The sequence below is a fragment of the Micromonospora sp. URMC 107 genome (assembly GCF_051386315.1).
Lineage (GTDB): Bacteria > Actinomycetota > Actinomycetes > Mycobacteriales > Micromonosporaceae > Micromonospora.
Window position 1 is genome coordinate 1 of the sequence record NZ_JBPQTK010000224.1, and the last position, 5,049, is coordinate 5,049.

At 74.9% G+C, this 5,049-nt stretch carries 7 protein-coding genes; 2 read left to right on the top strand and 5 right to left on the bottom strand.

The features are described from left to right. Positions 1 to 41: 41 nt before the first annotated feature. Positions 42 to 839: a S1 family peptidase gene (locus ACSNN9_RS27745; RefSeq protein WP_436676249.1), complete on the bottom strand. Its 798-nt coding sequence runs from the start codon at positions 837 to 839 to the stop codon at positions 42 to 44. A 193-nt stretch (positions 840 to 1,032) separates the two neighbouring features. On the opposite strand from ACSNN9_RS27745, the gene ACSNN9_RS27750 reads away from it, so the two are divergent. Then, positions 1,033 to 1,299, top strand: a complete 267-nt coding sequence (locus ACSNN9_RS27750) for a hypothetical protein (RefSeq protein WP_358092809.1) — start codon at positions 1,033 to 1,035, stop codon at positions 1,297 to 1,299. 145 nt (positions 1,300 to 1,444) lie between these two features. Here the strand turns inward: ACSNN9_RS27750 and ACSNN9_RS27755 are convergent, their stop codons facing one another. Beyond that, positions 1,445 to 1,990 carry a hypothetical protein gene (locus tag ACSNN9_RS27755; RefSeq protein ID WP_436676250.1) on the bottom strand — a complete coding sequence of 182 codons (546 nt, stop codon included), beginning with the start codon at positions 1,988 to 1,990 and terminating at the stop codon, positions 1,445 to 1,447. Between the two features lie 282 nt (positions 1,991 to 2,272). Here ACSNN9_RS27755 and ACSNN9_RS27760 point away from each other — a divergent pair, with 282 nt between their 5' ends. After that, the gene (locus tag ACSNN9_RS27760) at positions 2,273 to 2,593 is read left to right on the top strand and encodes a hypothetical protein (RefSeq protein WP_436676251.1); all 321 of its coding nucleotides are present in this window, start codon (positions 2,273 to 2,275) and stop codon (positions 2,591 to 2,593) included. A 139-nt stretch (positions 2,594 to 2,732) separates the two neighbouring features. Here ACSNN9_RS27760 and ACSNN9_RS27765 read toward each other — a convergent pair whose 3' ends face one another. The 3 genes from ACSNN9_RS27765 to ACSNN9_RS27775 all read right to left on the bottom strand — a co-directional run. Next, positions 2,733 to 3,200 carry a ribose-5-phosphate isomerase gene (locus ACSNN9_RS27765; RefSeq protein ID WP_357867194.1) on the bottom strand — a complete coding sequence of 156 codons (468 nt, stop codon included), beginning with the start codon at positions 3,198 to 3,200 and terminating at the stop codon, positions 2,733 to 2,735. A gap of 72 nt (positions 3,201 to 3,272) precedes the next feature. Beyond that, on the bottom strand, positions 3,273 to 4,472 hold the full coding sequence (locus ACSNN9_RS27770) for a DUF1015 family protein (RefSeq protein ID WP_436676252.1): 1,200 nt from the start codon (positions 4,470 to 4,472) through the stop codon (positions 3,273 to 3,275). Positions 4,473 to 4,564: 92 nt separating this feature from the next. After that, positions 4,565 to 5,049: hypothetical protein (locus ACSNN9_RS27775; protein WP_436676254.1), on the bottom strand; the 485-nt coding region annotated here is incomplete at its 5' end.

Consider the following 5,049-nt stretch of genomic DNA (forward strand, 5'->3'; position numbering starts at 1 on the left):
CGGCCGGACGAGCCGGCCGGGCCCCCGGGGGGCGGTGCGGTTCAGCCGCCGAGGCTGGCCGCCGCCGAGGCGATCGCCGGGGCGAAGGTGCTCACCTGGGTGTAGACGCCGGGGTAGGAGGGCCGGGCGCAACCGTTGCCCCAGCTCACGATGCCGACCTGGATCCAGGCGTTGTTCGCGTCCCGCCGGAACATCGGGCCGCCCGAGTCCCCCTGACAGGTGTCGATGCCGCCGCTGGCGTAGCCGGCGCAGATCTCCTCACTCGCGATGATCTGGCCGCCGTAGTAGGAGTTGCAGGTCGCGTCGCTGACGAACGGCACGGTGGCCTTGCGCAGGTAGCGCTGCTGCGCGCCGCCCTCGCGGGTGGCGCCCCAGCCGGCGACCGTGAAGGTGCCGTTGTCGTACGCGGTGCTGGTGGCGATGTTCAGCGTCGGGAGCGTGGTGACGGGCGTGGCCAGCCGGATGAGGGCCCAGTCCTTGCCGTTGCCGTTGTAGCCGGGCGCCCGGTAGACGTAGTTCGAGCGCACCTGGATCCGGCTCGACGACTGGAGGTCCACCACGCCGAGGGTGGCGGTGATGCTGGTGTTCGTACCGGTGCCGCCGACGCAGTGCGCGGCGGTCAGCACCAGGCGCGGGCTGTAGAGGGAACCGCCGCAACCCATGGAGAGCCGGACCATGAAGGGGAACTCGCCCTGCGCGGCCAGCGTCCCGCCCACGACGTACGGGGTCACCTCGGGCCCGGGCTTGGCGGAGGCCGGAACGGCCAGGACGAACGAGCCGGCGGTGACCGCCACCAACGCGGCGGCCAACCGGCCGACGAGTGTGCGCCAACGGACCATGGGAGCCTCCCGAACCCTCGCGACGCGCCGAGGCGGCGCGCCGGAAACCGATGGCGGGAGCCTATGGATATCTATCGATGGATGGCAATGCCCCGACACATCCCGCGTCGGTCATACCGCAGCCGACCAGGATTCGGCGCGCCGGACGCGCGCCGCCCGTTTTGCACCGGGACCACCCGGGTAGGGCCTTCACATGGACACGAACACGAAGGCACACCTCGTTGGCGGACCCCGGGACGGCAGCACCCTCGACACGGGCGGAGACGCCCTGTTGGAGGTGGAGATCGACGGCATGATGCACCGGTACATCCGGACCACGAAGCAGCACGGCGAGAACGGCACTGTCTACAACTACGACGGCATGGTGGCGCCGGACGGCGGGGAGCCCGGCGTCGAGGACCCCGAGGCCCGGGTGGCCTCCCCGAAGGCCGACGCGGAGGGCCACGGCGGGAAGCACTGAGCTGCGGATCAGCCCCGGCCGGGCGCGGATGAACCGCGGCCGGCCGGGTAAGCAGCCGGCGACCTGGTGGAACGACCGGAGGTCGCGAGACGCCGCGACCGGGCGCGCGGGCGGGCGGCGCAGGCCGGCCCGCCCGGGCGTACGGTCAGTTGTTGCTGATCCAGTTCCAGGCCGACACGACCCACTCGGTCTGCTGGAGATAGGCGACCCCGAGACCGGCCAGGAAGACCGCCGTCACCAGGTGCGCCCCGCGGGCGCTGCGCCGCACCCGGCCGAGCTGCCGCTCCAGCACCACGCGGCCGAGCAGCCGGGCCAACGCGAAGAGACCGGCGGCCACCAGCAGGCTCAGCAGGAAGATCAGGAACGGGCCGGCGAGGTCCCCGCCGCCCGAGATGGCCCAGATCCCCCAACAGACGAAGGCGAAGAGCGCGCCGGCGGCACTCCACTCGCCGCCGCGCTTCAACTGCTCGACGTGCCAGCTCAGCGGCCGGCGCGGGGCCGGGGTGTCCGGCCAGCCCGTGCCCGTCGGCTCATGCTCGACGACGGGGAACGGCTCGGTGCGCGACGTACTGGACCGCCCGACCGAGGCCACCCCCCGCTGGTACGCGTCGCGCTGCGGCGGCACCCCGGCACCGGGCTGCGGCGGCACCTCGACGGTCCGCTCGGCCCACGGCTGCGTCTGGTCGGCCATCTCGTCCCTCCCCTGGACCCGACGGCGACCACCGGCCACCGTCCGGTTCCGAGGGTAGCCAGCCGGCAAATGGGTCGCCGAGCCCGCACCGGGACGCGAGCCCCGATCCCCCACCCCGGCGAGGGCCGGCGAGGCCGGAGTGGGACGGACGACCCCGTCGTCGTGACCGAGGTCACCGGCCCATCGGTAAGAGGTCGTGACCCGGCGCGGCCCCCACCGGCGCCGCAAGCGCGGCGGACGCACGGGCCGGCGTCGGTCGCGCCGGGGCGGTACGGTCGGCTGATGGGGGACACGGAGCGACGCCGGCGCCGGCTACGGCACCCGACCGGCGACCCGGGCGGCACCGAGGGCCCGAACGCGACGACCGCCGGGGTGCACGACGGCCCCGAGCCGCCGCGCAGCCGCCGGGGTGGCCCGGGTGACGAGGGCGACCGTGGCCTGCGCGGTCTCGTCGGCCCCGGCTCCTCCCAGGTGAGCGTGACCGCCGCGATGCGGGCCCGCGACGCCGCCCGCCCCACGGACGAGGACCTGGCCGCGGCCGAGGAACGAGTGGTGATCATCCGCCGCAACTGGACGCCCCGCGAGGACCTCCCCCGCCGCTGACCCCGGTCCTGGTGGGAACCGCCGCGTGGGAGGCATGGCCCGTGGGAGGCATGGGTCCCGTCCGGGATCCACACCGCCCCGCCGCCGTGCGGACGGCGCCCGGCCGCCAGGACGACCGGGCGGTCGAGCGGTCAGGCGATCAGGGCAGCGTGGGGAGCTGGCGGGTGTTCTCGTAGTCGGCCACCTGGGCGATCCGGCGGGCGTGCCGCTCGTTGCCCGAAAACGGGGTGGTCAGGAACGCCTCGACGATGGCGGTGGCCTCGTCCAACGTGTGCTGGCGGGCGCCGACCGCGACGACGTTCGCGTCGTTGTGCTCGCGGGCCAGCTGGGCGGTGTCGATGCTCCAGGCGAGGGCCGCCCGGACGCCGGCCACCTTGTTCGCGGCGATCTGCTCGCCGTTGCCCGAGCCGCCGATGACCACGCCGAGGCTGCCGTCGTCCGCCACCACCCGGTCACCCGTGTGCAGGCAGAAGGCCGGGTAGTCGTCGTCCGGGTCGTAGGCGTGCGGGCCGACGTCGACCACGTCGTGCCCCTCCTTGGTCAGGTGGTTGACCAGGTGCACCTTCAACTCGAAACCGGCGTGGTCGGATCCCAGGTAGACGCGCATACCGCGCAGTCTGTCAGGCCCGCCTCCGGGACGACGCGCGGGCGCCGCCCCGGAGGCGGATTCGTCACAGGGTCAGCGGGACAGCTCGGCGACCACCAGGCCGCCGCGCGCCTTCGGGGTGAACCAGGTGCTCTTGCGCGGCATCTTCTCCCGCGCCAGGTTGACCGCGACGAAGTCGTCCACCGTCACCGGGGCGACCAGCACGGCCAGCTCGGCCCGGCCCGCGTCGACCTCGCCCGTCAGCCAGCTCGCCGGGTAGTCACCGCCGACGTAGGTGATCCGCTTGTCGCCCGGGTCGAGCCCGAGCGCGTCGCGCAGCAGCAGCCGCTCGACCAGGGCGTGGTCCAGGTTCTCCAGCCGGTTGTCGCCGACGTGCGGCAGGGTGACCGCGTACCCCCGGCCGGCGAGGCGGAGGTGGACGGTGCCGCCGGCCGCCGGGACCTCGACCGGGCCGTCGATCGGGTCGATCTCCGCGCCGGCGGCGCGGAGCCGGGCGAGCAGGTCGTCGGCGGTGGTGGTCAGCTCGCTGACCAGCCGGTTGTAGGGCTGGATCGCCACCGACGCCGGGGTCGTGATCACCGAGAGGAAGCGCGGCAGCCCGCCCGTCTGCGCGGCCAGGCTGCGGTGGTTGCCGTCGGCCACGACCAGCTCGCCGCCGCCCGCCAGGGCGGTCAGCTCGTCCTGACGCGGGCCCGGCCCGAGCAGCCAGATGGCGTGGGTGCGCCCCGCCTGGTCGGTGTCGGTCGCCGCCGGCGCGCCGGCCGCCTCGGTCGCCGCCGCGAGGGCGGCGTGCAGCTCGTCGCCGCGCCCGGTCTGCAACAGGAGTACGGGCGACAGCAGGTGGCCCAGCGCCTCGGCCAGGGCCACCCGCTCCCGCACCTTGGCGATGAAGACGTCCTCGTTGCGGATGACCAGACCGGGCTCGTCGGCCCGGGTGGAGATCTGGTCGGTGTCGACCATGGCCCAGAGCCCGTACGCCGTCTCCTCCCCCGGCGCGCTGATCCGGTAGAGGACCACGACCTGCTCGGCCGGGGTGTAGCTGCCGTCGGCCTTGGCCTCGGCGAGGCGGCTCACCGCGTCCGGCAGGGCGTCGGGGAAGGACTTGCCCAGGCTCTCCGGCGCCCGGTGCGGCATCTCGATGCCGAGGGCACTGTGCGGGTTCGCCTCGATGATCGCGGTGATCTCCGCGTCGTCGGCGAACTCGTCGTAGTTCTGCGCGCCGGTGCCGCCAGTGGTGATCCAGGCCCGGGCGATCGGATGCACGACCGTCATGTGCGAAGACGCTACCGGCGACGCGGGTCCCGCCGACGCGGGACCCGCGCGGGGTCCACCAGTTGAAAGGGCTACCGGGGCGGGGCGCCGGGTCAGGCGGTGCGGTCGGGCTGTCCCGCCGCCCGGCGGTGCCGGCCGCCCGGCGTGGGCGCGCCCGCCGGCCGGCGGCCGGGCACACCCGGTCCCGCCGGCACGATCCGACGGGGCCCGGCCGACGCGGCCGGTACCGGCCGGTGCTCGGCCGGCGGGGCGGGCCGGTGCTCGGCCGGCGGGGTGAGCCGGGAGGTGGCCGGCACGCGGGCGACGCCGACCACGATCGGCGGGGCGAGCAGGTCCACCATGTGGGCGGGAAGGTCGGGTCGGACCGCCGGCCACCGGGAGTCGTCGACCGACCAGTACGCCGCGTCCGGGCGCTCGGTCACCCCCTCCCGGGTCGACGGATCGTCACCGGGCACACGGTGCTTGGCCATCGGAATTGCCTCCACGAGCTGCGGGGTGCGGCCCTGCGGGTCGCTGCGGCGGACACCGGGGCCAACGATCCCGCCGCCGCCCCGGTGACGCCCCACCCGGCCGACCC